Annotated in this window: 1 protein-coding gene; it reads right to left on the reverse strand. The window is 34.9% G+C overall.

The window, feature by feature from the left end; genetic code table 11:
- Nucleotides 1-168: 168 nt before the first annotated feature.
- On the reverse strand, nt 169-430 hold a 262-nt coding region (locus DW694_RS17380), incomplete at its 5' end, for a transposase (protein WP_286187295.1).

A 430-nucleotide genomic window follows, 5' to 3' on the forward strand; every position in this document is an offset into this window, starting at 1 on the left:
CCGTTACTGAAAACTTATAAAAAGTTATAAACTTCTATGTTTCATTCCTACTTCAACGAGTATGCTTTTGATGATATAAATATCTATCTACTCACAAGTTCTTGTACTCTCCATAGGCGTAAATTCCGGATTAACGTACCCGTACATATTTGCACTAACGTTTTAGTGTTAGCTTGCAACTCTTTCTCCATAAGCCTTGAGATTTATAGATGCCTGAAAATCTCTATCAATGACATTTCCACAATCACATTTATAAATTCTGTCAGATAATTTCAAGTCTTTTTTAATGTTTCCACAGCAACTGCAAAGCTTTGATGATGGATAAAACCGATCAGCCACAATAAGCTGGATCCCTTTATCCCTGCACTTGTGTTCAAGCTGCTTTCTAAACTCAAAAAACCCCTGATTCTGAACTGCTTTTGATAAATGT

The sequence above is a fragment of the Ruminococcus sp. AM26-12LB genome (genome assembly GCF_003480785.1).
Taxonomy (GTDB): domain Bacteria; phylum Bacillota; class Clostridia; order Lachnospirales; family Lachnospiraceae; genus Blautia_A; species Blautia_A fusiformis.